General features: G+C 61.1%; 22 protein-coding genes and 1 tRNA gene. 5 read left to right on the forward strand and 18 right to left on the reverse strand.

Translation table 11 applies throughout. From position 1 onward, the window contains the following. Window positions 1-231: 231 nt before the first annotated feature. The 9 genes from ACTQZK_RS05430 to ACTQZK_RS05470 form a co-directional block, all read right to left on the reverse strand. The gene (locus tag ACTQZK_RS05430; protein WP_114566134.1) at window positions 232-891 is read right to left on the reverse strand and encodes a CDP-alcohol phosphatidyltransferase family protein; all 660 of its coding nucleotides are present in this window, start codon (window positions 889-891) and stop codon (window positions 232-234) included. A 440-nt stretch (window positions 892-1,331) separates the two neighbouring features. Further along, window positions 1,332-1,688 (reverse strand): 4Fe-4S dicluster domain-containing protein, encoded by a 357-nt coding sequence (locus tag ACTQZK_RS05435; RefSeq protein WP_114566074.1) that lies wholly within the window; start codon window positions 1,686-1,688, stop codon window positions 1,332-1,334. Between the two features lie 8 nt (window positions 1,689-1,696). Continuing rightward, window positions 1,697-2,785, reverse strand: coding sequence for a hydrogenase large subunit (locus ACTQZK_RS05440; RefSeq protein ID WP_114566073.1), 1,089 nt, complete (start codon window positions 2,783-2,785; stop codon window positions 1,697-1,699). 1 nt (window position 2,786) lies between these two features. Continuing rightward, a complete protein-coding gene (locus ACTQZK_RS05445; RefSeq protein ID WP_441898777.1) occupies window positions 2,787-3,470 on the reverse strand; it encodes an NADH-quinone oxidoreductase subunit C in 684 nt (227 codons plus the stop codon). Between the two features lies 1 nt (window position 3,471). After that, entirely contained in the window at window positions 3,472-3,915 is a 444-nt protein-coding gene (locus tag ACTQZK_RS05450) for an NADH-quinone oxidoreductase subunit B family protein (RefSeq protein ID WP_114566071.1), read from the reverse strand. Window positions 3,916-3,928: 13 nt separating this feature from the next. Beyond that, entirely contained in the window at window positions 3,929-4,816 is an 888-nt protein-coding gene (locus tag ACTQZK_RS05455; RefSeq protein WP_114566070.1) for an NADH-quinone oxidoreductase subunit H, read from the reverse strand. An 18-nt stretch (window positions 4,817-4,834) separates the two neighbouring features. Continuing rightward, window positions 4,835-6,748, reverse strand: a complete 1,914-nt coding sequence (locus tag ACTQZK_RS05460) for an NADH-quinone oxidoreductase subunit 5 family protein (RefSeq protein WP_181792511.1) — start codon at window positions 6,746-6,748, stop codon at window positions 4,835-4,837. Between the two features lie 235 nt (window positions 6,749-6,983). Further along, window positions 6,984-8,432 carry an MATE family efflux transporter gene (locus ACTQZK_RS05465; RefSeq protein WP_441898779.1) on the reverse strand — a complete coding sequence of 483 codons (1,449 nt, stop codon included), beginning with the start codon at window positions 8,430-8,432 and terminating at the stop codon, window positions 6,984-6,986. 306 nt (window positions 8,433-8,738) lie between these two features. Next, the gene (locus ACTQZK_RS05470; protein ID WP_114566067.1) at window positions 8,739-10,322 is read right to left on the reverse strand and encodes a YfcC family protein; all 1,584 of its coding nucleotides are present in this window, start codon (window positions 10,320-10,322) and stop codon (window positions 8,739-8,741) included. Between the two features lie 230 nt (window positions 10,323-10,552). On the opposite strand from ACTQZK_RS05470, the gene ACTQZK_RS05475 reads away from it, so the two are divergent. From ACTQZK_RS05475 to ACTQZK_RS05485, 3 genes are all read left to right on the forward strand, one after another. Beyond that, entirely contained in the window at window positions 10,553-11,524 is a 972-nt protein-coding gene (locus ACTQZK_RS05475; RefSeq protein ID WP_114566066.1) for a helix-turn-helix transcriptional regulator, read from the forward strand. A 148-nt stretch (window positions 11,525-11,672) separates the two neighbouring features. Next, window positions 11,673-12,167, forward strand: coding sequence for an RNA polymerase sigma factor (locus tag ACTQZK_RS05480; protein ID WP_114566065.1), 495 nt, complete (start codon window positions 11,673-11,675; stop codon window positions 12,165-12,167). Continuing rightward, window positions 12,157-13,254 (forward strand): DUF4179 domain-containing protein, encoded by a 1,098-nt coding sequence (locus ACTQZK_RS05485; RefSeq protein WP_441898782.1) that lies wholly within the window; start codon window positions 12,157-12,159, stop codon window positions 13,252-13,254. The genes ACTQZK_RS05480 and ACTQZK_RS05485 overlap by 11 nt, the downstream gene beginning before the upstream one ends. A gap of 56 nt (window positions 13,255-13,310) precedes the next feature. Here the strand turns inward: ACTQZK_RS05485 and ACTQZK_RS05490 are convergent, their stop codons facing one another. From ACTQZK_RS05490 to ACTQZK_RS05505, 4 genes are all read right to left on the reverse strand, one after another. Beyond that, the gene (locus ACTQZK_RS05490) at window positions 13,311-13,562 is read right to left on the reverse strand and encodes a GlsB/YeaQ/YmgE family stress response membrane protein (RefSeq protein WP_441898784.1); all 252 of its coding nucleotides are present in this window, start codon (window positions 13,560-13,562) and stop codon (window positions 13,311-13,313) included. Between the two features lie 132 nt (window positions 13,563-13,694). Beyond that, the gene (locus tag ACTQZK_RS05495) at window positions 13,695-15,602 is read right to left on the reverse strand and encodes a sensor domain-containing diguanylate cyclase (protein ID WP_441898786.1); all 1,908 of its coding nucleotides are present in this window, start codon (window positions 15,600-15,602) and stop codon (window positions 13,695-13,697) included. Window positions 15,603-15,883: 281 nt separating this feature from the next. Continuing rightward, complete coding sequence (locus ACTQZK_RS05500; RefSeq protein ID WP_418830645.1) at window positions 15,884-16,366, reverse strand: peptide-methionine (S)-S-oxide reductase; 483 nt, start codon at window positions 16,364-16,366, stop codon at window positions 15,884-15,886. 164 nt (window positions 16,367-16,530) lie between these two features. Next, window positions 16,531-18,213: a hypothetical protein gene (locus tag ACTQZK_RS05505; RefSeq protein ID WP_441898788.1), complete on the reverse strand. Its 1,683-nt coding sequence runs from the start codon at window positions 18,211-18,213 to the stop codon at window positions 16,531-16,533. 752 nt (window positions 18,214-18,965) lie between these two features. Here ACTQZK_RS05505 and ACTQZK_RS05510 point away from each other — a divergent pair. After that, window positions 18,966-19,826 (forward strand): GGDEF domain-containing protein, encoded by an 861-nt coding sequence (locus ACTQZK_RS05510; RefSeq protein ID WP_441898790.1) that lies wholly within the window; start codon window positions 18,966-18,968, stop codon window positions 19,824-19,826. Between the two features lie 299 nt (window positions 19,827-20,125). Here ACTQZK_RS05510 and ACTQZK_RS05515 read toward each other — a convergent pair. From ACTQZK_RS05515 to hemH, 3 genes are all read right to left on the reverse strand, one after another. Beyond that, window positions 20,126-20,202, reverse strand: a tRNA-Pro gene (locus ACTQZK_RS05515). Between the two features lie 173 nt (window positions 20,203-20,375). Continuing rightward, on the reverse strand, window positions 20,376-21,599 hold the full coding sequence (gene coaBC / locus ACTQZK_RS05520) for a bifunctional phosphopantothenoylcysteine decarboxylase/phosphopantothenate--cysteine ligase CoaBC (protein ID WP_114566058.1): 1,224 nt from the start codon (window positions 21,597-21,599) through the stop codon (window positions 20,376-20,378). Continuing rightward, complete coding sequence (gene hemH, locus ACTQZK_RS05525; protein WP_216528482.1) at window positions 21,592-22,623, reverse strand: ferrochelatase; 1,032 nt, start codon at window positions 22,621-22,623, stop codon at window positions 21,592-21,594. The genes coaBC and hemH overlap by 8 nt, the downstream gene beginning before the upstream one ends. A gap of 95 nt (window positions 22,624-22,718) precedes the next feature. Here hemH and ACTQZK_RS05530 point away from each other — a divergent pair, with 95 nt between their 5' ends. Beyond that, a complete protein-coding gene (locus ACTQZK_RS05530) occupies window positions 22,719-23,441 on the forward strand; it encodes a putative ABC transporter permease (RefSeq protein WP_216528481.1) in 723 nt (240 codons plus the stop codon). Between the two features lie 54 nt (window positions 23,442-23,495). Here the strand turns inward: ACTQZK_RS05530 and ACTQZK_RS05535 are convergent, their stop codons facing one another. Both ACTQZK_RS05535 and lspA read right to left on the reverse strand, forming a co-directional pair. Beyond that, entirely contained in the window at window positions 23,496-24,512 is a 1,017-nt protein-coding gene (locus tag ACTQZK_RS05535) for an RluA family pseudouridine synthase (protein WP_114566055.1), read from the reverse strand. After that, on the reverse strand, window positions 24,509-25,102 hold the full coding sequence (lspA, locus tag ACTQZK_RS05540; RefSeq protein WP_181792515.1) for a signal peptidase II: 594 nt from the start codon (window positions 25,100-25,102) through the stop codon (window positions 24,509-24,511). The genes ACTQZK_RS05535 and lspA overlap by 4 nt, the downstream gene beginning before the upstream one ends. Window position 25,103 lies beyond the last annotated feature (1 nt).

The raw sequence follows: 25,103 nt of genomic DNA on the forward strand, positions 1-25,103 counted from the left end.
CGAAGGCGCGTTGTAGGCGCCGGCATCTCTGGTTCGAGATCGGCTGGAAGAAGCGGGTCGACCTGAAGACGCTCGGGTCGAACGCGGCGAACGCCCGGCATCGCGGCCCGTCTGCGGACGCGACGATCGCCGGGAAGCCTCGCGGCGATCGGGTGCGCGATTCGGACGCGGCTGCCTTGGAGCGCCTCCCTGCCTGCGCGCTGGTTCTCTGGGCGTACGTCGATCCATCCGCTATCGTCCGCCCTCCGGCGTTGCGCCTTTGGCCTCGCGCAGCTGCCGAAGCGCCGACGCGATGTAGTAAGCCGTGGTAGCTAACGCCAGGACAAGGCCGGCGTACACGAACCAGATGCCCCACGAGCAGGCGTCGGCGTTGAATCCGGGCAACCAGGCAACGTCGACGATTCCCAGGCCGGGCAGCAAAGGCCAGTTCAAAAGCAAGCCGGCGAACCCGATGAACAAAAGCGTGGTAGCAACCTTGCCGGGATAGACGACCGCGACGCGAATACGGAAACGCTTGATGAGACACGCGCCTCCAACAAGAAGAAACAGGTCGCGCACGATTACCACGAGGATGATCCACAAGGGAAGGCGGCCCACCAAGAACAGGCCCAAAACGCCCGATATCATGAGGATGCGGTCGACGGCGGGGTCGAGCAGCTGGCCAAGCTTCGACACCTGGTTCGTGCGACGGGCGATCTGCCCGTCGACCCAGTCGGTGCCGGCGGCCAGGGCGTACAGCAGCGTGGCTACCAGGTTGTAGCCATTCATGAGCAGGACGAAGAAAACGGGGACGAGACACAGCCGGATGAACGATATGACGTTCGGCACGGTGAATATCTTGTCAGAAACCTGCACGTCCTCAATCGTTGCTTCCTCGCTGCGTTTCGCCATATCCTCTTCCCTCGTCGCTTGCCGATCGCGCTTCAACAAAAACCGGGCGCGTTTAAGGCAGCCCGGCTTTTCCTTTGAATTCACTGGATCATTTTAGCAGGTTTCATCCAGGCCCCCGCAGGGTTTCGCGCTTCGACAGGTTTTCCATCAGGCGCTGCCGGGCAGAGGTCCACGAGCGCCGGTGCAAAGCCGGTATCGACGTTCGCTGGGATAATGGGCGAAGCGACGGCTTCCCATGTCAAAACGGACGAGTTTTGCGGCGGTTTTTCGCCCAAACGGAGCAGCTTCGCGCAAGGAGTTTTTCATCATGCCTGGTCAAAAGCTTGCCGCCTGCTATTATCCTGGTTCGAGGACCAGCAAAACTCATCCGTTTTGACAAAGGAGCCGCATCGTTTCCGATGCGGCTCCTCATGTTCGAACGTTTCGCCTTGGTTTCGACGCTACGCCGTCTTCTTGGTGTCGGGCACCTCGAAGGCGTCCACGTGCTTTTTGGCCGCCGGCGGAGCATACGAAGGCTCCATCGTCAGGCAGTCCTTCGGGCACTCGCGCACGCAGCTGCCGCACTGCACGCAGCGGAAGCGGTCGATGGTCCACGTGCGGCCGGGCTTGTCCACCGTGATGGCGCCGCACGGGCAGCGCTTCTGGCAGATGCCGCACAGAATGCAGTTCGCCACGTCGTTGGCCACATGCCCCTTGAGTCCCGGCGGCGGCGTTTTGGTCTGAACCGGGTACTGGATGGTCTCGGGCTGCTTGAACAGCCCCCCGAGGGTCATCTTTCCAAGCTTGAAGCTTCCCATGGTCCCTCCTACCTTTCCGTGCAGCTGATGCAGGGGTCGATGGTCAGCACGATCATGTTCACGTCCGCCAGGTCGCAGCCCGCGAGCGCCGTGGTCATGCCGGCCAGGTTCTGCGACGTTGGCGTGCGCATGCGCATGCGCTCCAGATTCTTCGAGCCGTTGCCGCGCGCATAGTAGTAGCATTCTCCGCGCGGCTGCTCCACCACGTTGGCCGCTTGCGACCCGGCCGCCGGGGCGCCCTTCACGTCGACGGCGATCTCGCCCGCAGGAATCTTGGCGATCATCTCCTCGATGATGTCGATGGACTGCAGCACTTCGAGCGCGCGCACCTTGACGCGCGCGTAGCAATCGCCCTGGCCGTCCAGAATAGGCTGGAAATCGGACAGGTACCTGTACCCGCCGCCGCCGAGCATGCGAGCGTCGTAGTTGACGTTGGATGCGCGGGCGAAAGGGCCCACCATGCTCTGCGCAAGGGCGTCCTCGTGGCTGATGTAGCCCACGCCCACGGTGCGGTTCTTCACCGACGTGTCTTTGAGGAACGCGTTGCACAGCTGCGCGTAGTCGTCCTTGATGCCTTCGAGCACGCGACGCATCTCGGCGAACTGGGCGTCGTCGATGTCGCGGACCACGCCGCCCACCTTGACGACCGAGAAGATGACGCGGCCGCCGGTGGTCTTCTCGAACACGTCGAGCACGCGCTCGCGCAAGCGCCAGCAGTGCATGAACAGGCTCTCGAAGCCGAACGCGTCGGCAGCAAGGCCCATCCACAGCACGTGCGAGTGGATTCGGCTCAGCTCGTGCCAGATGACGCGCAGGTACTCGGCGCGCGTGGGAATCTCGACGCCCATGAGCTTCTCGACGGTTTCGGCGTAGCCCATGGAATGCCCGAAGGCGCAGATGCCGCAGATGCGCTCGGCCACGTAGATGAACTGGTTGTAGTCGCGCGTTTCGACGAGCTTCTCAAGACCGCGGTGGATGAAGCCGATCTGAGGGATCGCCTCGATAACGGTTTCGTCCTCCACCACCAAATCGAGGTGCAGCGGCTCGGGCAGCACCGGGTGCTGCGGTCCGAACGGGATGACGGTCGCCTTTCCCATGCTACTCACCTTCCTTTCCCGCTGCCTCGGCGTCGGCTTTCGCCTTCTCGCGCGCAGCCTTGGCCTCGAGCGCCGCCTTGACCTTAGCGGCCTTTTCGGGATCGAGGTCCTTCAACTTGTCTTCGGCTGCAGCCTGCTTGGCTGCAGCTTCCTTCTTGGCCTTGGCCTCCATGGCGGCGCGCACCTTCGCGGCTTTTTCGGGATCCATCCCGGCCAGCTTGGCCTCCATGGCCGCCGCATCGTCGGCAGCAGGCTTGTCCTCCGCCGCCGCCTTCTCCTTGGCGGCTTTCGCGGCCGCGATCTTCGCAGCCTTCTCGCGCGCGGCTTTCTGCTCGGGCGAGATGATGGTCATGGGCTCCTTCTGCGAAACGGCGTAGAAGTTGCCGCCGAAATCGATGGCGATGCCCTTGATGTCCACGCCGAACAGGTCGTGCGTCTCGTTCTCGAACACGAACGCGGCCAGGAACTGGTCGGTGATGCTGGGAACGACCGTGCCCTTCTGGACGCCCTTGATCTCGTAGTTGACCAGCAGGCTGTCCTTCATGAAGGAGTAGATGAGGTCGATGCCGTCATCGGTGTTCACTGCCAGCAGCTGCACGAAGCGCCAGCCTTCGGCCTTCTTCTCGGCCGCGAGGGCGGGCAGGCCCTCGACGGTCAACGGGATGAACTCGGTTGCAAGCGTCATGTCACGCCCCCTTCTTCTGCGCCTGGAGCGCCTTGGACTTCTCTTCCAGGATACCCAGGCCCTGCACCACGGCGTCGATGATGGCTTCGGGGCGCACAGCGCAGCCCGGTGCGTACACGTCAACCGGAATGGCCTGGTCAACGCCGCCGATCACGTTGTAGCAGTCATGGAAGATGCCCGCAGAGCACGCGCAGATGCCGCAGGCGATGACCACCTTCGGCTCGATCATCTGGTCGTAGATCTCTTGCACTACCTTGATGTTCTGCTCGTTCACGCTGCCGGTGACAAGGAAGATGTCGGCGTGCTTGGGATTGCCGGTGTTGATGATGCCGAAGCGCTCGACATCATAGCCCGGGCAGAGCGCGGCCAGCACTTCGATGTCGCAGCCGTTGCAGCTGGAGCCGTCGTAGTGGATGACCCAGGGTGATTTGGTTGCATACGTCATAGCTGCAGCTCCTTTACAGGTACGCCAGGACCGCGATGTTCACGCCGCCCGCCACGAAGGCCACGATCCAAGCCGACTTGAGCATGAACTGCCACTTCACGCGGGCGAAGTTGTTGTCGATCCAGATCTCCAGGAAGTACACGAGCAGGGCCACGACCACCGCGAGCAGGATGGACAGCGGGTTGCTCCAGACGAAGAACAGGCCGGTCCAACCCAGGAACAGGATGTTCTCGCACCAGTGCATGACCTCGACCTTGGCAAGCGTCTTGCCGCTCATCTCGGTGGTGATGCCCTTGACGATCTCCTGGTGGGCATGGTGGGAGTACGACAGGTCGAACGGAGACTTGCGCAACTTGATGGTCAGCACGAACAGGAAGCCCAGGAACACAAGCCATATATTCGTGATGACGGGCGCGTCGAGCAGCAGGGCGCCGGCCGAGCTGAACGTGCCGATGGGACCGATCAGGCTGGTGGACATGAAGAACGCCACGGCCATGAACAGGATCATGGGCTCGTACGCCATGACCTGCAGCATCTCGCGACCCGCGCCGATTTCGGCATAGGGGCTGCGCGTGGAGTACGCGGCCACGATGAAGAACAGGGCCGACAGCGTTATCACGAACACGCTCATCAGCAGGTTGCCGCCGGAGAAGAAGATGCCGCCGGCGATGAGCGTGAACACGAGAGCACAGGTCACGTACGTGCCCTCGGTGGAGTTGACGGACACGTTGTCCTTCTCGATGAGCTTGCGCACGTCGTAGTACGGCTGAAGCAGCGGAGGGCCTACGCGTCCCTGCATGCGCGCCGAGATCTTACGGTCGAGACCCGCGAGCAGACAGCCCAGGATGGGAGCCAGAATGGCGAAGGCAAGGGTGCCGATGAGAACGAAAAGCAAAGACATGTCGAATCACACCCTTTCCTAGAACAGTCCCGGAACGGCCACGGCCGAAGCCGCGAACGCCACGATGATGACGACGGTGCACAGCGCGGTGCCAACCGGAGAGAGGCGCTTCTCGCCGAAGTAGTCCTCCATGTACCAGTTGCGCGCGGTTGCCGTGGATTCGCCCGACAGCGAGTTGCGGAACGTGCGCGCCTCGTTGTCGCGGCTCACGCCGGCAAGGTAGATGTCGGCCTTCTTGGCCTTGCTGCGACCCAGGCCCGCGAACAGCACCACGACCACGAGCGCCGACAGGATGGAGCCGATCCACAGGTTCGTGGTGGAAATGTCCTGGCCGATGGTCCCGAACACGCTGTAGACGTACGGATCGATGACGGTCCAGGAGATCACGGGCAGGCCCACGCAGCACAGGATAACGAGCACGGCCATGACCATGATGGAAACCCACTCGCTCTTATGCACGCTGACCTCGACGTTCTCAGGCTGCGCGGCAATGCCGGAAAGCTTGCCCAGCCATTTCGCCCAGAACATGAACGTGGCGGCCGAGCCGAACGCCAAGATGATGATAAGCGCCACCTGGCCGGTTTCGGCGAACGACACGAGCGTTGCCCATTTGGCGATGAGCATGCCAAACGGAGCGATGAACATGACCATGATGCCCAGCATCATGAAGCGCGCCAAGCGGGGCATGCGCTCGAACAGAAGGTCCATGTCCTCGATGTCGCGGCTGCCGATGTGGTGCTCGGCGGTGCCGACGCACAGGAACAGCAGCGATTTCGCAATAGCATGGAACAGCACCAGGAACGATGCGGCCCACACGGCCTCGGGGGTGCCAACGCCGGCGCACGCCACGATCAGGCCCAGGTTGGCGATGGTCGAATACGCCAGCACGCGCTTGGCGTTGCTCTGCGAAATGGCCATGCACGAGCAGAACAGGAACGTGAAGCCGCCCACGAGGATGACCATGACCGCCGGAACGGGGCATGCCATCATGATGGGAGCCAGCTTGATGAGCATGAACACGCCGGCCTTCACCATGGTGGACGAGTGCAGCAGCGCCGAGGTGGGCGTAGGCGCCACCATAGCGCCCAGAAGCCAGGTGTGGAACGGCATTTGAGCGGCCTTGGTAAGGCCCGCGAACGCAAGCGCGGTCACCGGCAGGGCCACCATCGCAGGGTTCTGGATGCCGATCTGCAAGAACTCCAAAAACGACAGCGTCTGGAACTGGATCGCCATGACGAACAGCGCCACCAAGAAGGCGATGCCACCCAGAAGGTTCATGATGATCTGGCGAAACGCGTTCTTGATAGCCTCTTCGGTACGGGTGAACCCAATGAGCAAGAACGAGCACACCGTGGTGATCTCCCAGCCCGTGAACACCCACATCATGTTGTTCGAGAACACGATCAGGAACATGGCGGACAAGAAGGCGAACATGAGCGCGAAGAACATCGGTCGGCGGTCCTTGGCGCCTTCCGGCTCATGCGCCTGGAAGTCTTCCATGTACCCGAGCGCGTACACGCAGATGCCGGAGCCCACCACGCCGATGATGAACGCCATGAGCAGCGACAGCGAGTCGAGGTACAAACCTTCGGTCACCAAGATGTCATGGGCGAACCCGAACTCGAACACGAGCGACCCGACCACCTGCACACCGGCCAGGACGCATGCCCACACGTTCTTGTACTTGATGCCGAAGTACAAGATGACGACCGCGATAAGCACGCTGATCGCCATGCACGCGTAATCCGCCACGGGCGAGTAGAATTCGTACGTTATCCACGGAGCTCCTAGGTAGGCCACCACCAGCCACACGGACACCAGTCCGATGACCAGGGCCGAGGCTCCCACAATCACATTTCTCGCTCGATTGTTGCGCACGACCAACAGGACGCCTGCAACAACCAGCGGGAAAAGGATTAAAAACCCGAGCATAGCCACGTAACTTCCCCCTTCACCTTTACCGATTGCTTGCGAACAATAAAAGCGACCCGTGTCGCTTGCCTAGCACTCTATCAAAGAAAAGCAGGGAGGTCGTATCTAGGGCCGCGTCGGGGGCGTTTGCTCGGTAAAAGGGCGTTTTGGGAAAACGGCGACAGCGCAAGCGGCAACACGTCTTAGGCGAACGGTTTCAGGGAGCCGCACGGGGCGCCCGCCCCCTGAAAACCCCCTACCCTTCCAGCGTGCGCAGCCTCTTCATCTCGAAGAACAGGAACAGCGACACCAGCAACGTCGAGGTGATGTCCGACAAAGACGGCGCGAACCAAACGCTTTCCAGCGGGGTGATCGGCAGCACGGACGGAAGGAATACCGGACAAAACACCAGCAGCGGTATCAAAAACAGTATCTGGCGCGTCAACGTGAGCACGGTGGCCTTCACGGCTTGCCCCGTTGCATCGAAGTAGTTCGAACCAATAGCCTGAACAGGCAAGATGGGAACGAACACCAGGTACAGCACAAGCGCCCACGCGGTTTCGGACAGGTAGGCTTCCGGCAGGCCGAACAGATGGGCGTACATGTTCGGCGCAACGATGACGGTCAGCCACAGCGGCACGGTGATGACCACGCCCATGAGAATGGCCTGCCCCAGCACGCGCTTCATGCGCTTGAACTTGCGCGCGCCGTAGTTGTACCCGATGATGGGCTGCGCGCCCATGGCAATGCCCATAGCCGGCATGAACGTGAACAGCCCCACGGCGGAAAGCACGCGCATGATGGCCAGCGCACCGTCCACGCCCAGAGGGTCGGAAGCGCCGTAGAACACGAGCAGGTTGTTCTCGACGGCCGACGACACGGCGAAGCCCAGCTGCATGACGGAGGGGGCCACGCCGAGCGCGCAAATGCGCAGGGCGAGCCGAGGCCGAAGCTTGAGGGACGGCACGGTCATGGGCATGGGCGAGCTCTTCTTCAAGAAGAACTGCATGACGAACAGGGCCGACAGAGCCCACGAGCACACGGTGGCAAGGCCCGCGCCGCGCATGCCTCCATCCAAGACAACAATGAACAGGTAGCCGAAAACCACGTTCGCGCCGGTGCCCACCAGCATGGATCCAAGCGCACGGTTCGGATGCCCGGCAGTGCGGATGAAGTTGTTCATGCCGAACGCGATGAACTGAAGGGGGCAGCCCGCCACGATAACTACCATGAAGTCCATCGCCAGAGGCAAAACGGCGTCATCGGCGCCGGAGTAGCGCAAGACCGGCTCGAGCGCGAACGGCGCCACGATCCAGAGCACCGCAGCCGCGATCAGCAGGAGCACGAAACTGTTCCCCAGCACCTGTCGGACGACGTCTTTTCGGCCCTCCCCCAGCCTGATGGCGGCAAGCGCGTTGCCGCCGACGCCCACCAACATGGAAGCCGCCACCATGGCGGTCATCATCGGGGTTGCCACCGTGGTGGCGGCAAGGCCGTCCGCGCCCACGGCATGGCCCACGTACACCGCGTCGATGACGTTGTAGAGCATCTGCACGATGACGCCCACCACGGCAGGCACGGAAAACTCCAGGAGCAGCTTGAACGTGCTCTCGGTGCCCATGCGGTCGATCTTGCGATCCGCCGATCCGGCGCTTTCGCAGAGCGAGGGCGCCTCCGCGCCCGATTCATGTACGGTCTTGCTCATAGGTGCTCGTCGCTTTCGATAAAACGACCACGTATACGCCCGGACGATCTGGGCGTATACGTGGTCGATGAACGTTCCGGGTTGTCCCGGCTAACGGGATCTCGGCTGCGGAGCTTCCTCGAAAGGGCTCGACGCATCGAGTCTCGGGTCATCCCGAGCAGGCATCAGTATACGGGAACGAACTTTGTCCGACAACCCGGCCGAGCGCAGGAAAACGGCCCGGCGAAACGCTGCCGGGCCGTGACGAATATCGGGCGCGCGTACCGTTGTCCGACAGTTGCGAAGCGCCCGCGGATGTGCGTTGGATCACGCGCTGTACATGAGGACCTGCGCAACCAGCAGGATGCCGCCGAACACGAGCACGAACACCACCATGGGCCACACGAACTTCAGCCACTTCGAGTACTTCATGTCCAGCATGGTAAGCGTTGCCAGCACCAAGCCCGTTGGCGCAAGGTAGAGCATGGCGTACTGGCCCCACTGGTAGGCGCACACGACCACCGAGCGAGGGATGCCCACGGTGTCGGCCAGCGGCGCCATGATGGGCATGGACAGAACCGCAAGACCCGACGACGAGGGAACCACGAAGCCCAGGAAGAAGAACACGAGCATCATGACGATGATGAACACGGGCCCCTGCATGCCCTGCACCAAGCCCGAAGACCAGTGCAGAAGGGTGTCGGAGATGAGCCCCTGCTCCATGATGAGGTTGATTCCGCGCGCCAGGCCGATGATCAGCGACACGCCCACCAAGCTGGACGCTCCGTTGATGAAGGCGTCAACCACCTGCTTCTCGGCTATGCCGGAAAGGAACATGATGATGATGGCAATCGCCAAGAACGATGCCGCCATCTGGGGGAACCACCAGCCTTGGCTGACGACGCCCCACACCATGATGGGAAACGCTATCACGAACAGCACCAGGATGGTCTTCTTGCGAAGCGTGAACCCGCTTTCCTTGGCCTCTTCGGTCTCGCCCGCTTCCACGTTGTAAAGCTGCGCGAACTTCTCACGATCTTCGTACGTGTAGGAGAACGTAGGGTCGGCTTTGATCTTGCGGCTGTACCAATACAGGTAGCCGATGACCACGAGCGCGCCCACGATGCAGCCCGCCACGCGCCATTCGATGCCCTGCGTGAAGTTGATGCCCGCCGCGTTCGATGCGATAACGACCGAGAACGGGTTGATGGTCGAGAACGTCGTTCCCATCGACCCGGCCAAGAAGATGGCGCCCACGCAGATGATGGAGTCGTAGCCGAGCGCCAGGAATATGGGCACGAGGATCGGGTAGAAGGCGACGGCCTCCTCCTCCAAACCGCAGGTGGTGCCGCCGAGCACCATGAGAACGCTCACCAAGAACACGAGCAGAAACTCGCGTCCCTTCGTCTTCTTGGTGAGAGCCATGAGACCCGATTCGAAAGCACCGCTGGCGTTGACCACGCCGATAAGGCCGCCGAGCACCAGGATGAACACCATGATGTCCGCCGCTTCGATGGTTCCCGACACCATGCTCACCGTGATGTCGGCGATGCCCTTAGGCTGCTGTTCGAGCTGTTCGTAAGTGCCCGGAACGGAAATGGGCTTGGATAGCGCACCCGACGTGAATTGCTCGATGTCGATGTTCACGCCGATCTTGTCAAGCTCCTCTTGCGTGGCAGCCACTTCCGTAACCTGCTTCTGAGGACTGGTGATCTGCAGCACGTTGTCATCCGCGTTATACGCGAGCTTCGCGTACTGGCCCGCGGGCACGAACCACGTTGCAGCTACCGCAACAATAGTGAGCGCGAACAGGATGGTGAACGCGGTGGGAAAGCTGAGCTTGCGGCTCTTCTTCGGCTTTCCCTCGCGCTGCCCGACGGATCGGGCGGGTGCAGTCGCTTCCGTCGACATGGGGACCCCTTTCGTAGGCATTGGACCTTGCTGCGGCACATGATGTACCGTCGGCGCTCATCCGAACAGGTATAACGCGGGGATACAGGCGGGTATAATTCGGTAATACACCCAAAGGACGATGCTCGATCAGGGCTGATGCAGCGGGAGTTTGCGCGCGCAGCGTTGCGGCATAGCCTATACTGTTGCCATTCTGCTCGACCGAGGTGGCCGACGATGGAGAACGCTTTATGGACATGGGTCTCGTGCTTTTCTACTACACGCTGTTCGTGCTGCTTGCCGTGATTCTGACGGCGGCGGCGTGTCTTGCCTCGTATTTGGTTTCGCGGACGAAAGCGCTGCTGTACGCGTTCTTCGGCTTCCTGTTCTACTTCTTCGACGTCGCCTTGGTCTTTCAGGACGACTTCATGATGCGCAGAGCCGCCGACGTGCTGTCCACGCCGTTTTTCATCGGCAGCCCCGCCGCGTCCATCGTCATCGGAGGCGGAGCGTTGATGGCTTTTTGGCTGGTGGTGTGCGAGTACATCGAGGAGCGCCGGCTGTTCGCGCAATGGATTCCGGGAGCCGCTTTCGTACTGGGAAGCATCGCGGTGCTGCTGTTGGTCGAAGAAGGGAACGTCCAGGAGTTCCTCTTCTACAGCATGCGCGAGCTGATGATGTACTGGATGCTGGCCTACGTTGCCGTGATGTACGTGGGCGCGCAGGACGAGGTGCTGCGCCTTCGCATGCGCCGGTTCCGCAAGCTCTACCTTGCGCTGTGGATCCTGGTGACGCTCGTGCTGCTGGAAAACGTCACCTTCCTGCTGGTCATCGGACCGAGCATGGTGGCCGACGGGCTGTTCCCCTTCCTGCCGCAACGCAACTTCGCAGAAAACCTGCTGGTTCTTTGCTGTGCGTTCGTGGCATGCCGCGGATCATGGAAGAACCTTTCGCTGCGCCATGCCGACCCGCCCACGCAAGGCGGAGATTCGCTTCAAGCGTTCATCGAGCACAACCTGGGCGCGTACAGCGCCGCGCGCAACCTGTCCAAACGCGAGGAAGAGGTTTTGCGGCTGGTGCTCTTGGGAAAAGACAACCAGAACATCGCCACCGCCATGAGCCTGGCACCCGGTACCGTGAAGGTACACATGCACCACATTCTACGCAAGACGGGCAAAGCGAACCGCAAAGAGCTCATGCAGGATTTCTGGGAGTTCTCTTAAACCCTTCGGGAGCGCGGAATCTTCGGCGCGTCTTCTCGAAATCTTTCGCGCGGGTGTCAGGATTCGCGCATCTCGTTCGTATTGTCGGTGAAGCAGCGTTGCCGCCCGGCGACGATCGGGCCCCACACGACAGGAAGCGAACCGGATCATGGACAAAAGACGGCCGGCGCAAGCCGAAGCCGAACGGCTGGTGGACGCGTACGCGGACCTTATCCTGAGGTTGAGCTACACGTACCTGAAATCCACGCACGACGCCGAGGACATCTGCCAAAACGTGCTGTTTAAGCTCATGAGCCGCACGGATCCCTTCGAAAGCGCCGAGCACGAGAGGTCCTGGGTGATTCGCGCCGCGGCGAACGCCTGTAAAGACGTGCTGCGCAGCGGGTTTCGGCGAACGTCGGCGCCGCTTGACGAGATGGCGGACCCGCCCGCGCCCGAACCGCCCGAAAGCAACGTGCTCGACCAGGTCATGCGGCTGCCGCAGAACTACCGCGAAGCCATCTACCTGCATTACTACGAGGGATACTCCCTGAAAGAGATAGCCGAGATGACCGGACGCAGCGAGTCGGCCGTAGCGGCGCACGCAAGCCGCGGCCGCGCGAAGCTGCGCGCCATGTTGAAGGAGGAATCCGATGAACGATGAACTTCGACGCGCACTGGACGACCTGCGATTCTCCGACGACGAGAAAGCGCGCTTGGCACGCAACCTCGCGGCCGCCTGCGAAGAACCCGAGCGCTCGGGGAAGCGCGCCTTCGCAGCCTCGGCGCAACCCGGTGGAAAGCGGACCCGCCGGACGATCGTCGCCGTAGCGGCTGCCGCGTGCTTGACGGCTGCGATCTGCGGCGGCGCGTACGCATCCGGCGCGCTTTCGAGCATGGAAGACGTGTTTGACGACGTGTTCGGGGGGCCTCCTGCGCAAACCGAGGTGATCGACAAGATAGGGCGTCCGATTGGCGTAAGCGCCACGACGAACGGCATTACCATCACGGCCGAGGCGATCGTAGGGGATGCGCGCAGCTACGCGCTAGTGTTTCGCGTCGAGAAGGACGACGGCACGGCGTTCGAAGGCATCGAGCCTCTCGAAAACGGTCTGCTGCCGCTCTGGTTCGAAAACGGCTCCATGCTGCATGTACCGGGCTTTACGGGAAGCGGAGGCAGCTCCAGCTTCCACGATCCCGATCCCGCCGACAACGCCCTTCGATTCGTGCAGCGAATGACCGTGAACACCTCCGACGGCACCATCGCGGGCAAGACGGCGCACGTCGAGCTGAGCGATCTTTGCACGCTCGGTCCGGAAGGCGACAGGCGAATGGTGGCCGAAGGGACGTGGAAGATGAAGTTCGCCATCGACTACGAGGATACATCCGTCGCCCTGCCCGCCGGGCAGGCGCTCGACGTCGACGGCATGGACGCCACCGTCGAGGCGATCTCCCTTTCTCCCCTTTCGCTTGCCGTGGACTACACGGTGCAAGGGGCGATCGGGCAAGACGAGGGCGCTTTCGAGCAGGATCCCGCAGCGCGGTCCGAGGAACTGGATCGATTCCGCGACGTGAGGATGACGGTGCGCCTGAAGGACGGAACGTCGATCGACGCGTCCAACGCCGCAAGCAGCATGCGCGAGCAGGGCTCGGCCACGGCATGCAGCAAGACGTTCATGTTCGATGCCTTCCTCAACCTTGACGAGGTGGCGTCGGTCACGATCGGGAATGCGGAGGTTGCCTTTCCGTAGGGCGGCAAGCCCCGCGCATGCGGCCCGCCCGCTCTGCGAGGCGGGCCGTGCTTTTGCTATGACTTCTTTCCCGTGATCAGGTTGATCGCCGCCAAAAGAACGATGGACCCAATCAGCGCGACGACGAACGACCACACGTTGAGGCCGGTGAACCCCGCTTGCCCGAGGAAGTCCATGAGGAACCCGCCGACGAGCGCGCCCGCCACTCCGGTAACGATGTTCTTGAGAAAGCCTCCGTCGGTTTTCATGATGAGGCTTGCAATCCAACCCGCCAGTCCGCCGATGACTATCCACACGATGACGCTCATGATCGCTCCTTTCCATCGACTGCACCATAAGCATAGGAAAGGCAGGGGGCGACCGCCCGTCAAGCGGTTAAAGGTAACCCCGTCGTTATGGAATCGTTGCCGCTGCGACGCGGCGATCGGAATCGGCGCGGCCTAGTCCTCCCCGTACACTGTCAACCCGTTTCGACCCTTCTCCTTCGTGCGGTACAAAGCCTGGTCGGCGTGCTTGTACAGCGTATCGAAGTCCGAGCCGTCGCGAGGGGCGAACGCGATGCCGATGCTCGCCGACATGTGCCACGTCTTACCGTTGCTGACATGGTCGCGATCCAGCTCGCGCGAAAGCTCCTCGGCCTTCCTCCTGGCCCACGCCTCGTTGGGCACGGAGGCGAACGCCACGAACTCGTCGCCGCCGATACGGCCGATGACGTCGTCTTTCCTGAACGCCGAGCGGATGGAGCCGGTGAAGGACTTGATGACCGTGTCGCCGAAGGCGTGGCCGAACCGGTCGTTCGCCTGCTTGAACACGTCGATATCGAAGATGAAGAACGCGAACAGGCCCGCACGATCCTCTTCGAGCGCCTGCCCTATGACGCGCTCCGTCGCAGACTTGGTGTACAGCCCCGTCATCTCGTCCGTCATCGCAAGGCGGCGCATGTGGCCCTCGCGCAGCTTCTCGGCGTTGACGTTCTGACGATACACCAGCATGTGCACCGCGCCGTCTTCGTCGTTTTTCACGATGCGCCCCGTGATGCGCAGCCAGTAGTACTCCCCGCCGCTCGATATCATGCACTCGTAGCGCAGCTCCTCGCGCCCGGCCTCGTACGCTTCGAGCACCTTGTCAGGAGAGAACGTGTTCAGGTAGCCGTCGCGGAATTCCTCTTTGATCTGCTTCTCCGCAATGATGGCCAACCCTTCGCTGAACGAAGCGCCTCGAGGCGCGCCCAAGCTTTCGAAATAATCTTCGGCCGCTTCGTTCGCGGGGCGGTCGTTCGTCACGTCCAGCTCGTAGATGTCTTCGAACAGGTGCTGCGTGGCTTTCTCGAACGCGGTTCGGCGCTCTCGCTCGATCGACTGCGTCAGGTTCACGATCTTGCGGTTGAAGTTGCGGATGACCGACGTGATGACGAACAAGATGACGCCCACGATGAGGACGATCACGGCAAGCGTCTCGGCAAGCTGCAAGCGCAGATCTGTCAAAAGCTCGCTCGTGTCTCTTTCGACAACCAAATGCCAGCCGGCATCGGGCAAGAAGCGCGCGACCACGTAGTCGGATTCCACCGGGATGACGCCCGAGTTCTCACCCGCCCAGAACCCGAGAGATTCGGTTGCGGAATCCCAGCTCGTCAGCTCCGCTTTCTGTTCCTCCGTGAACGGATGAACGTCGAAGTAGTTCAGGTTCTCCCCGACGTCGTGGTTCGCGGACACTTCCACCGTGCCCGCGGCGTCTACAAGGTAGGCGTCCACGCCGAAGTCGTCGTGGTACTGCCTGAAAAGCGATTGCAGATGCTCGATGCGCATGCCCACGCCAACGACGCCGAGCGCGTTGCCTTGCGCATCGCGGATCACGCAGTTCGCGAACAGAGTGACTTCGCCGTTCGCTGCGTCGTCGTTATCCACGTTCGCCGCGTAGGCTTCGCCGCTTTTCAACAGGTCGTAATACCAATCGTTGGCAGGATCTTCAGGATTCATCGTGCGATCCGACCCGGTATAGCTGTAGTAACGCCCGGTATCCGCCGATACCAGGAACACGGATTCGTAGCCGTACAGCTCGTGGTACTCCCCCAGGTAGGTTCGGATCGTCTCATCGTAGCTAGGATCGTCCTCGCGGTCGCGCTCTTCGGAGAGCAGAAGTTTGAGCAGGCTGTCGTTCGCCATGGTGAGCGACACGTTGAGCGGCTTCGAAAACGTGGTGTTGAGCTGGTGGTACATGCTGCCCGACGCAAGGCGGGACACTTGCTCGATGTTTTGAAGGGAGGCTCCGTAATTGGCCTGGTAGCTCAGCGCAGACGTGACGACGAATCCCCCAACGATGATCAAGCAGACCAAGACGTTGGTCCGCATGAGAATCCCTCGCCTCACCTGGCTCCCCCTTCGATACGCGAAACAGCTGACGCTTGGCCCGTCGTTGGACCGATGCGCTTCCCTAGCCGGCATCCGCATATCCGCGGTGCGGTTCCCATGGTAAACCAACGCTGCCAAAGAAACCGCGCGGAGTCGACGGTTTTTCGCGAGCTGCGCACCCTGTCGCGTATTTTACGGGCGCGAATCGCATCGATCCCGCTAATCAAGCTAGCTCCGCGACGCGCGAGCGCGCGCCATTCCACGCGAAGGCAAAGCGAGCGCTAGGGAACAACTCGCTTGTGCTTGGCCAGCAGCTCGACGGGAATATGGCAGTAATCGTCCGGGCATCGATCGAGCCTGTCCTGATGCTCGTCGGCGCTTCTGACGTACCTCGACAACGGCTCCACCTCGACGACGATCCTCGCCGCATCGTCGCGCGCTTCGATGAAGGCCCTTGCTTCATCAAGATGGCGAGGATCCTCGCTGTACACGCCGGTACGGTACTTCTTGCCGACGTCGATCCCCTGCTTGTTCAAGCTGTACGGATCGATGATCTCGAAGAAGTACCCCATAAGCCGAGGAACGGATACGACGCGCTCGTCGAAGACGGTCCTGACGCATTCCGCGTACCCGTCGTAGGGACCGTCGAGCGTGTCGGTGCTGCCGTTTGCGCGGCCCGCTTCCGTTTCGACGACGCCCGGCAAGGTCTTCATATATGCCTGAACGCCCCACAGACAGCCTCCGGCGAAATACATGGTTTGCATGACGGGTGCGCCTCCTTCTTGAACTCCGCGCCTATCATAACCGTAGAGCGACCGCCCTGCCCTGCGAACCGGAAAAACCAGAGGAGGCCGCGAGGCATGCAAACTCAACGGAATCAGCCCGCAATCCTCTGCTCCGGCCCCGCTAAGCCGACAACCTGCAGGTTTCAACGATTTCCGCCGTCCTCGCCAAGATGCGATAGCAACTTCAGCGCTTTCTCCCGCTCGGCTTCAATCGCTTCCTTGATCTTGTCCCTATCGGAATTTCGGTTGATCAGCTGGTCGATAATCCACTGGGGAATCGAAGCGACCGTATCGAAAATCGTTTTCGACGTTTCGGGCGACAGGGCATTCTCGCCGGCGTAACCGCCCAAGTTGGCCGCGACGGAATCCAAGGCAACTATGCGATTCTCAAGCTCGTCGAAAACAGCGGCGTCCTTCTCCGTATCCGCCTCCTGAAGCCAATCGGGCACGTACCTGAGCTCATGCGTTGCAAGCTCCGCTTCGTATGCTTGCTCGACCGACGAGATTCGGGATCGATACTCCTCAAGGCACTCTTTCAAAGCCGTATCGTCTACGCCCTCGTTCAGTATCTGAACGTAGATGCCGCGCAATTCCTCCTCTGAATACTCGCCATTTCTGCTTGGCAGGTATCGCTTGTTTTCGGACTCGTAGCATTTGGAAAGAAACGAATCGACGTTTTCCTTCCGCTTGTTAAAAGCCTCGTTGATCAAATTGGTGAGGTTCGGAGCGGCTTCGTCCGTTATTTCGTTCAGCTGGTTCTCGTAGACAGCAACAAGCTCTTTCACAACATTTCTATCATAGTACTTGCCTTCGTACTCGCATGCTGCGGAAAGTATCTCTTCATGCACGATCGACTTTGCAGACTGATAGAGCGGGCGATTGAAAAGCAAACCCGTGTTGGCATTCAGCGCAAAGCAGAGAACTACCAGCATAATCGGAGCGATACAACCAAACAGGGCATATTTTTTAACCAAGATGACGTCCGCGTTTCTGACGTTGTTTTCCTTTAGCGTTTGAAATGCGCGGAGCAATTCGCCTTTAGGCATTCCGCAAACGCCCAGAAGGCCCGCGATGGAGGCAAGCGGAGCAAATTGCAAAACAATGCGGAGGATAAAGCAGACCTCGGGCGACAAGGTGCTCACGGCTTCAATCTCAGTTGCCTGAAAGGCGTTCATGAACCTGGTGATAGCGCCCGCTTCAGAGAAAAGAGCAACCCCCGATCGCTCGAAAGGCTGCTCTACCGAGCAAAACGTCTCCGCGAACGAAACCGTCTGCTGGGTTTCCGCATTGTCCGCGGCAACGGCATAGCCTATGCCGAGCAAGAGCGCCGTAAGCAGAACGCTCCACCAGAAAACATGCGAAGGCCGATAATCGTCCTCCATCTGCCGCCCCGACGTCTTGTCGATCGCAGCGGCAACACACCGGTACAGAGGAATGGCGAGCAGCACTATCAACCAGTTCGACCAAGACCACAGGGGCGACTGCAAGATGAGCATCAGCATGCAGGCCGCAGAGACAAGGAACGATACCGTAAAGCACAGAAGACGACCTTTGTTGAGCCGCGCAAGAGTCGTGTCCACTTTGTATTTCACTTGCTTGTATTGCTTTGCAATCGTGTATTGATAGGTCGCTCCAACGGCGGTTAATGTGCTTAAAGCGGCCCATACCAGGGCAATGACGACCAACGGCATATGTTGGGTAAGCTGCGAGAACAGCGCGAACCCGCCCAATACGATAGAGCTTTCGATGAGATAAGGGCGCCAACGCTCGACCGTCCGAACCCGCTCCGGCGTCTCTTCTGAAATCGACTCACTTTGAACCAGCATGCCTAAATCCTCGGACTACGCAACGAATGCAAGGGCGCAACCGCTGCAGCTGAAGCACCGCCGTGCCGAGCCCCTGAAGCACGACACGACATCTGCCGTTGCCCAGGGATACTCGATGCTTGATGTTTGCGAACGTTCATGCCGATATTGTACACCGAGCGCACTCGTCGCACGTGCTCGACGTGCAAGCGAGCTTCTCTTCCGGAGCCGCTACGGGATGGCCGCCCGGTAAAGGGGCGTGACAAATCTGACAAACGGGCTGGCTGCTTCCAGGCGGTTTAATGAAGCCAAGAGTCACCCTGCGATGCGGCCGAGCAGCCGGCGAAGCCAAACAAGCGCTCCGCGTCCTGGACGAACCGCACCTCCTGCACACCCAAGCCGAGCAGCACACCCATGCCCCAGGCCGGCCGCTGCGTGCGTGACGGGCGAAGCGCACCCTGCTGAGACTCTCTCTCAGGCTCGGGCTGAAGGGGCTCCCCTCACCGCGAACGGGCTGCGAAGACGGGCCCTTCATGCCTTCACGATGGAGAATTCATGGATCCGCCCAGCGTGAACCGAGCTTCGACTACCTTGGAACTACTTTAATTAGATTAGACTAACTTATATCGCCCAGCGACGGGCGCCGCCCTTTCCGCAGATTGCGGGAATCCAAAAACCGTGCACCATCGCTTGCCGGTCGCCTCGGCGCGCGCAGAGGAAACAGCCGTCCGCACGGCTCGCGTGCGCCTTCATTCGGGAAAGAGGGGGTCTCCATGAAACTGACCGAGAACCAGCTGCCGGGCTTCATGGCCGGTCTGCGGGAGCTGTTCGACGTAGCCAGGCTTGTCGACGCGTCGGCAGCCGAGGCCTGGGACGTGTCAGAGGACGGCAGACTCGTCGCGTGCGAGGGACGATGCCACGCGATCTGGGGAAAGAGCAGGCGTTGCCGTGATTGCACGTCCGCAAGGGCGCTCTCGTCCAAAGGGCAGGCGTCCAAGTTCGAGATCGCGGACAACGAGGCATTCTTCGTCGTGTCCACGTACGTCGAGGTCGACGGCTCGCCCTACGTGCTCGAGACCGTGAGGAAAGTGGGCGAAGACGCCCTGTTCGGCGCCAACGGCAAAAGCCGCTTCCTCGAGATGGTCGAAACCTACAGCAAAAGGCTTTGGCTCGACCAGCTTACCGGAGCATGCAACAGGAGGTACTTCGACGAGCAGATCAAGAGCCTCGAGGGCTTCGACGCAGCGGCGTTCGTCGACGTCGACGACTTCAAGTCGGTCAACGACTCGTTCGGCCATGCAGCGGGCGACTACGCCCTGAAGGAGATCGCATCCGCTCTGGCCTCGTCCGTCAGGCCCTCCGACCCGCTCGTCCGCCTCGGAGGAGATGAGTTCGTCATAGCGTTTCGAGGAATGCCCCCGGCGGCGTTGGCCGGCAGGCTCGAGGCGGCGCGCCGCAAGGTCGCGGCGCTGAGGTTCCCCGAGACCCCGGACCTTCGGGTGTCGGTCAGCATCGGCGGCGCCTGCGGAGCCGGCGGGATCGAGCAGCTTGTAGCGCGCGCCGACGAGGCCCTTTACCGCGCTAAGGAAGGCAAGGACCGCGTGGTCCTCGCCCCCGCCGACCCGCAGCCCTGACGGGCCGAGAGCGGGCGAGCCTGCAGCGCGATGCGCGCGGGGGGCTTGGCCGCGACGACCCGCGCATGCATCCAGAAGCCCGAGAGGTCGGACAGGAGCCATCCCGCGACCATGGGCCAGCAACCAGCCTTGTCCGCATCGATGAGGCTGCATATCCCCCGGTCCCCGCAGCCTCGGAGGACGAGCCTATCCGAAGGAGACCGTCATGGGAGGATTCTACGAGAAGAAAGTCGACATGCGAATTACCCCAAACGAAAAGCAGGTCAGAAGCTCTTAAGCCTCTGACCTGCTGTAATAGCTGGTCGGGTTGACAGGATTTGAACCTGCGACCCCTTGACCCCCAGTCAAGTGCGCTACCAAACTGCGCCACAACCCGTTCATGCTCACTTCTTCGAACTCACGCTCTTCCGAAGCAGCGCAGATTATATTAACCGTATCGCCCAGGCTTTGCAAGCCTGAATTTCCATCTTTTGAAAATTTCTGGCGCTTGCACTAAAAAGTTCGAGCTTCCCTTGCCCGCAGGCCAGGGAAGCTCGAACTCCCGACGCTTTAACGCAGGAACTCGACCGCCTTGTTCAGGATCGCGTCGGCCAAGCGGGCTTTCGACATGCGCGGAAGCTCCTCGATATCCTCGTCGTCAACGAACCACACCTCGTTGTCGTCGGTGCCGAAGGCTTTGCCCTCGCCCACCTGGTTCGCCACCACGAGATCGGCGTGCTTCGACACCAGCTTCTTCTCGGCGTTCGCCACCACGTCGTTCGTTTCAGCCGCAAACCCTACGACCACCTGGTGCGTTTTCCGCGCACCGAGGGTCGCCAGGATATCCGGGTTCTCGATCAGCTCCAGCACGCCCAGCTCCGCGTCCGACTGGCCCTTCTTCAGCTTTCGGTCGGCCGCCAGCTTCGGGCGCATATCGGCCACCGCAGCCGCGAACACGGCGATGTCGGCGCTTTCGAACGCCTCCTCAGCTGCTGCGAACATGTCGCGCGCCGTCTTCACATGAACGACGCGCACGCCCTCGGGAACCGGAATGGACACCGGGCCGGAAATCAGCGTCACGTCCGCGCCGCGCAAGGCAGCAGCACGTGCCACGGCGTATCCGGTCTTGCCGGAAGAATGGTTGGAAATGTAGCGCACCGGATCGATGGGCTCCACCGTGGGGCCGGCCGTCACCATGACGTGCCTGCCCGACAGATCACGGCTCATGCCCAGTTCCTCGAGCACCGCCGTCACAATGTCGTCGATTTCCGCCAAACGACCGCGGCCCACGTCGCCGCAAGCAAGGTAGCCGTCTCCGGCTTCGATGATGCGCGTCCCGCGGATGTGAAGCTTGCCGATGTTGTAACGCGTGGCGCCGTTCTCGTACATGTTCACGTTCATGGCAGGCGCTATGACCAACGGCGCCGTGGTGGCGAGCGCGGTCGTGGTCAGCAGGTCGTCGGCAATCCCGTTCGCGATTTTCGCAATGACGTTGGCCGTGCACGGAGCGATCAAGAACACGTCCGCCTCTTGAGCAAGCGAGATATGATGGATGGGATCCGACGGATCGTCGAACAGCCCAACAGCCACCGGCTCATGCGTAAGCGCGCGAAACGTCGTAGGGCCCACGAACTCGGTTGCGTGCTCGGTCATGACGACCTTCACGCGTACGCCGGCTTTCTGCAATGCGCGAACGATCTCGCAGGACTTGTAGACGGCGATGCACCCCGTAACCCCCAACAACACCGTTTTTTGCGCGGGCTCGACCGCAGAGCGGCCCTCGTCTTTACCCATGGTTAGCCTCCTCGATATGCGGCCGCAGCACGTCGGATAAAACGCGCAAATGCGCTCGGCTGCGGTCGAGGCAAGGCACGTATACGAAACTATCGGAGCCAGGCGTCCTCCCCGCCTGGCGAATATGATCAAAATAAAAAGGTTTCAACTCGTATTCGATATCGTAAAGCGTCTCCAGGCAATCGACGGCGAAGTTCGGGCAAACGTAGAAAACGCGCCCCACATCGGCTTCCGCCCATCGAGCCAGCGTGTCGCGCGAAAACGGCTTGAGCCATTCCCTGCCCTTATCGAACTGGCACTGATAGCCGATAGTCCAACGGTTGCGATCAAGGCCCAGCTCACTGGCTATCTGCAAGCTCGAGGCGCCCGTTTGCAGCTCGTAGGTGTCCCCCGCCTCGATGTCGACAAGGGGGATCGAATGATACGAGAACAGCAGGCGATCGTCTGATTCGATCTGAAAGCCCGCATGTTCGATGGAAGCCGCTATCGCGCGGATATACGTGACGTGATCGTGGTAGTTGTCGATGAAATCGCACGGGACCTTCCAGCGCGTTTTCTTGAGCGCGCGCTCAACGCTGTCGGAGACCGACCCGGTGGTGGAGTAAGCGCTCTGCGGGTACAGGGGCAGAACCACCAAACGCGTGCATCCGGCCGCCTTCATCTGCTTCACGCAGTGCCGAACCGTAGGATCGCTGTAACTCATGGCGCAGCGAACCATCACGTCGAAGCCCTCTTGCTGAAGCGATGCGTTCAGCCCCGATTCCAGCTTCTCATGCGCCACGGTGAACGGCGACCCTTCGTCAGTCCAGATCTTCGCGTACTTCTCGCCTGACGCGCGCCCGCGCTTGGGCAGAATGAACAGATGCAGAATGAACCACCAAGCCACGCGATTCATCGGAGCTATGCGCTTGTCCATCAGAAACCTGGCCAAATACGCACGAACAGCACGAGGACGCGGCTCGGCCGGCGTCCCGGTATTCACGAGGAGAACCCCGCAGCGACTACCGGCTGACACGATGCTCATCACCTTCCTGCAATTGACATGGGGTGTAACGGTTTAATTTCAAGCCCCCTAAATCTGATATAGTTTAGCCCATTGACTTATCGGAGGGCAGGTGAATGGAGAAAGAACCTCAAAATTCAAGCGTCTTCAAGGAGATAGGTCAGGAAGTCCGCGAACAGGTCAAGCCGAATTTCGGCTATTTGAAGATCGACTACTTTACATTGTTCTGGCTGTTCGTGGCCGGCAGCATGTTTGGACTTGCCGTGGAAACCATCTTCCATGCAATCGTGTACGGAGGCTACGAAAGCCGCGCCGGTCTGGTCTGGGGTCCGTTTTCCCCCATTTACGGCATGGGGGCCGTGCTGCTCACGGTAAGCCTGAATCGCTTCCACCATTCCCACAACTTGATCATCTTCATCGTATCGATGGTGCTGGGATCCGCGATCGAATACACGGCAAGCTGGCTCATGGAAGTGCTTTGGGGAGCCATAGCCTGGGATTACGCCGGCACGTTCGGGAGCATCGGAGGACGCACGAACTTCGCGTTCGGCGTCATGTGGGGCCTTCTGGGGCTTCTATGGGTTCGCATCGCAATGCCGCTCGTCAAGCGCGCGTTCTCCCACGTGAACGCGCGAACCACGACGGCAAAAGCGCTGACCGCCGCAGCAAGCGTGCTTATGGCACTGAACATTGCCGTCACCGTGCTTGCCCTCGATCGCGAAAGCCAGCGGGCGCAGGGTGTGCCCGCCGTCACCTGGGAGCAACGCGCTTTAGACGAGTGGTTCCCGCAACCCTACATGCAGGAGCACTTCCATAACATGAGCGTCTACGGGAAGTGATGCGAAGCGAACGGGCGCTAGAGCCGACCCCGCGCCCGGATCGTGCGCCCGGCTCTAGTGCGAAAGCAGCTCGAAAACCTCTTCGCCGGCTGCCGTACGACCCTCGCTTCGGTCGGACAGCGCGTCAAGAGCCGCCTGGAGATCCTCGGGCAACGCATCGAAGAAGCGCAGCTCCTCGCCGGTTTCCGGATGCGCGAAGCCAAGCTGGAACGAATGCAGGAACTGCCGGTCAAGCCCCAGATCGGCGGAAACGTCCTTCGGAGACCTGGACGAGTACACGGGATCTCCCACCAAAGGATGCTTCGCGTACTCCATGTGCACGCGAATCTGGTGCGTTCGTCCCGTAAACAGCTTGCAGTCGATAAGCGTGTAGCCGTCGTCTTTCGCGCGAGGCTCGAACCGCTCGAGCACGCGAAACGTGGTAATGGCCTCGCGCGCAGAAGGCGCGACGCGCACGGCCATGCGCGTGCGCTCGTTCGCAGAGCGAGCGATGGGCGCGTCCACCATGCCCGTGTCGTGCGCGACAATGCCATGCACGAGCGCCAGGTACCGACGATCGACGGCGCGATCGCGGATGTCGGCCATGAGGGCGTACCCCGCCTCGTCAGTTTTCGCAGCCAGCATGAGCCCGGTCGTATCGCGGTCAAGGCGATGCACGATGCCCAGCCGATCGTCCTCGCCCTGCACATTGCAGAGGTTCTCAGCCCCGCAATGAAACACGAGCGCGTTCACCAACGTGCCGTCATCGTGATCGACGGAAGGGTGGCACACGAGCCCCGCCTGCTTCGAAAGCACGATAAGATGCTCGTCCTCGAAGCGAATGTCCAAATCGATGGGCTGGCCCGCCAACGGACCCGCCTCGATTGCGTCTTCTACCTGGTAGACAATGGTGTCTCCAGCGGCCACGGCGTGCTTCTTCGCAACGGACGCACCGTTCACGTACACGGCGCCGTCATCCACCGCGCGCGCAGCAGCGCTGCGGCTCGGGTACAGCCCGCGAGCGGCCAGCAGAGCGTCCAAGCGCTGGCCAGCGTCTTCGGGGGCGACGATATGGGACAGCAGGCGCGTCATCGATCGCCACCCTCCTGCACCTGATCGACATGCGCGGCCGCCAAAGCGCCCATGCGCCGCTCGCGTATCAGCAAGCCCACAATAAACAGAACGAACCCGCAGGTCACGCCAATGTCGGCAACGTTGAACACCGGAAAGTCGATGAAAACCGGTTCGATGAAATCCACTACGTAGCCCAACGCGAACCGATCGATGGCGTTGCCCAGTCCTCCGGCAACCACCAGCGCAAGGCCCAAAGCCTCAAGCGTCGAGGCGGTCGGCGAGAACCCGATCAAATACACGACGAGAACCGCGCACACGACCAGCGACATAATCCCCAAGGCGAACGTGGAGTCGCCGAACATGCCCCACGCCGCCCCGGTGTTATGAACCAGATGAAAGCGCACGATCCCCCAAAGCGAGTTCGCCGAAGCCTCCCCCACCGCGTAGTTCGCAGTAAACCAGCTTTTGGTGAGCACGTCCAGCGCAAGCCAGGCCAAGCCGGCCGCCCCGAGAATCAGGGCGCTGCGCAGGCGATGCGAGGGCGCAGCGCCTGCAACAGCCCCCTGCGCCTCAAGACGGTCGGTTTGGGCTTTGTTGTCGTCGATCAAA

Origin of the sequence: Paraeggerthella sp. LCP19S3_G8, assembly GCF_052119225.1 — a bacterium.
GTDB classification, from domain to species: Bacteria; Actinomycetota; Coriobacteriia; order Coriobacteriales; family Eggerthellaceae; genus Paraeggerthella; species Paraeggerthella hominis.

What these genes read in the sequence shown, in the direction of transcription:
- ACTQZK_RS05460 (WP_181792511.1), bottom strand. Translation starts at nt 6,748, where the DNA reads ATGCTCGGGTTTTTAATCCTTTTCCCGCTGGTTGTTGCAGGCGTCCTG.
- coaBC (WP_114566058.1), bottom strand. Translation starts at nt 21,599, where the DNA reads ATGGGTAAAGACGAGGGCCGCTCTGCGGTCGAGCCCGCGCAAAAAACG.
- ACTQZK_RS05485 (WP_441898782.1), top strand. Translation starts at nt 12,157, where the DNA reads ATGAACGATGAACTTCGACGCGCACTGGACGACCTGCGATTCTCCGAC.
- ACTQZK_RS05470 (WP_114566067.1), bottom strand. Translation starts at nt 10,322, where the DNA reads ATGTCGACGGAAGCGACTGCACCCGCCCGATCCGTCGGGCAGCGCGAG.
- ACTQZK_RS05500 (WP_418830645.1), bottom strand. Translation starts at nt 16,366, where the DNA reads ATGCAAACCATGTATTTCGCCGGAGGCTGTCTGTGGGGCGTTCAGGCA.
- ACTQZK_RS05435 (WP_114566074.1), bottom strand. Translation starts at nt 1,688, where the DNA reads ATGGGAAGCTTCAAGCTTGGAAAGATGACCCTCGGGGGGCTGTTCAAG.
- ACTQZK_RS05475 (WP_114566066.1), top strand. Translation starts at nt 10,553, where the DNA reads ATGGACATGGGTCTCGTGCTTTTCTACTACACGCTGTTCGTGCTGCTT.
- ACTQZK_RS05510 (WP_441898790.1), top strand. Translation starts at nt 18,966, where the DNA reads ATGAAACTGACCGAGAACCAGCTGCCGGGCTTCATGGCCGGTCTGCGG.
- ACTQZK_RS05440 (WP_114566073.1), bottom strand. Translation starts at nt 2,785, where the DNA reads ATGGGAAAGGCGACCGTCATCCCGTTCGGACCGCAGCACCCGGTGCTG.
- hemH (WP_216528482.1), bottom strand. Translation starts at nt 22,623, where the DNA reads ATGAGCATCGTGTCAGCCGGTAGTCGCTGCGGGGTTCTCCTCGTGAAT.
- ACTQZK_RS05450 (WP_114566071.1), bottom strand. Translation starts at nt 3,915, where the DNA reads ATGACGTATGCAACCAAATCACCCTGGGTCATCCACTACGACGGCTCC.
- ACTQZK_RS05490 (WP_441898784.1), bottom strand. Translation starts at nt 13,562, where the DNA reads ATGAGCGTCATCGTGTGGATAGTCATCGGCGGACTGGCGGGTTGGATT.
- ACTQZK_RS05505 (WP_441898788.1), bottom strand. Translation starts at nt 18,213, where the DNA reads ATGCTGGTTCAAAGTGAGTCGATTTCAGAAGAGACGCCGGAGCGGGTT.
- ACTQZK_RS05430 (WP_114566134.1), bottom strand. Translation starts at nt 891, where the DNA reads ATGGCGAAACGCAGCGAGGAAGCAACGATTGAGGACGTGCAGGTTTCT.
- ACTQZK_RS05445 (WP_441898777.1), bottom strand. Translation starts at nt 3,470, where the DNA reads ATGACGCTTGCAACCGAGTTCATCCCGTTGACCGTCGAGGGCCTGCCC.
- ACTQZK_RS05455 (WP_114566070.1), bottom strand. Translation starts at nt 4,816, where the DNA reads ATGTCTTTGCTTTTCGTTCTCATCGGCACCCTTGCCTTCGCCATTCTG.
- ACTQZK_RS05465 (WP_441898779.1), bottom strand. Translation starts at nt 8,432, where the DNA reads ATGAGCAAGACCGTACATGAATCGGGCGCGGAGGCGCCCTCGCTCTGC.
- ACTQZK_RS05495 (WP_441898786.1), bottom strand. Translation starts at nt 15,602, where the DNA reads ATGCGGACCAACGTCTTGGTCTGCTTGATCATCGTTGGGGGATTCGTC.
- ACTQZK_RS05480 (WP_114566065.1), top strand. Translation starts at nt 11,673, where the DNA reads ATGGACAAAAGACGGCCGGCGCAAGCCGAAGCCGAACGGCTGGTGGAC.
- ACTQZK_RS05530 (WP_216528481.1), top strand. Translation starts at nt 22,719, where the DNA reads ATGGAGAAAGAACCTCAAAATTCAAGCGTCTTCAAGGAGATAGGTCAG.
- ACTQZK_RS05535 (WP_114566055.1), bottom strand. Translation starts at nt 24,512, where the DNA reads ATGACGCGCCTGCTGTCCCATATCGTCGCCCCCGAAGACGCTGGCCAG.